This window comes from Vibrio sp. Vb1574, assembly GCF_033338675.1.
Genome location: NZ_JAWOTC010000480.1, coordinates 1 through 1,026 on the forward strand (window position 1 = coordinate 1; position 1,026 = coordinate 1,026).

At 41.7% G+C, this 1,026-nt stretch carries 1 protein-coding gene; it reads right to left on the minus strand.

What is annotated here, in order from left to right; all coding sequences use genetic code 11:
* Positions 1 to 483: 483 nt before the first annotated feature.
* The gene (locus R7O12_RS27010) at positions 484 to 783 is read right to left on the minus strand and encodes a hypothetical protein (RefSeq protein WP_005458048.1); all 300 of its coding nucleotides are present in this window, start codon (positions 781 to 783) and stop codon (positions 484 to 486) included.
* Positions 784 to 1,026 lie beyond the last annotated feature (243 nt).

The following is a 1,026-nucleotide window of genomic DNA, read 5'->3' on the forward strand; positions in this document are numbered from 1 at the left end:
TTGTAAATACCAACGCCAAGGTTAATCTTTTCAGCGCGAGGATCTTTTTTAAATTCTTCAGTAAGGCCAAGGATAGGGTCGGCCGGAGCGGCAACTACTTTTTCAAACATAATCTTCATCCATGTTAATCGAAGGGGTCTGCTCGTATTTATACCTTTCAGCAATATTCGTTACAACACTTACTGATAAGAAAACGTAAAAAAATTTCGATTTGAAACAGGATGCTAACATAACCGATGCTTTTGCTATGAAAACCTTGGTTAAATCCGGATGTAAAGGGGAGTTTTGTAGCAATTTGGTGCTAATTTATTCAATCGAACAATTCATGAATCTGATGGCTACTGAGGAGCGATTTTAGGCGGTTTAAAACGTGAATCCTGCGAGGTAAGCAGAGCCTGTTGTGGAGGAAAAAGTAGGGAAGGGTAAGAAACGCCCCAACGGTGAGGGGCGCTTGCATATTCAATTTACATCGAACGTTGAGGTCTATTTCTTTAGCTCAATTTCTGACTCTACCGCATTGGTTTCGATGTCAGGATTTGAAGACAACTTATCTGTCGCCCAATCGTTCATGTGTTTTAGGATTGCTTTAAGCGCATGCTTTTGCGTTGGGGTGTCACCAGCTTGAACATCTAGTTTTTCTTTTGGGTGTGACCCTGTCGCATCTTCGGCAACGTGTAGCCAATCTGGATGCCAGTAGTAAGGCTGTCCTGATGGCACACTCCACGTATGTACGCCATTGGTCTCGCCTTTATATTTGATGTCATTCTCGTTGTATTTCGTCATTATAATCGTCTCTCATAGTCTATGAGTTGAGGTGTGCATCACCATTAGCCTCTAAATGTAACAGATGGCATGAAAATTAATGTGATAGCAATCTATTTATCCTGTCGATAGATTGCTCACGATGATGCACAGTTCTCATTCAGACATGTTTTGTTCCAAAAGGCTCTCAACCTTGCATAACAGAAGGTTCGCTTCTGGCTATTCACCATTAATGTGCTTAACAATCGCCTCTTTTGCGTGCTC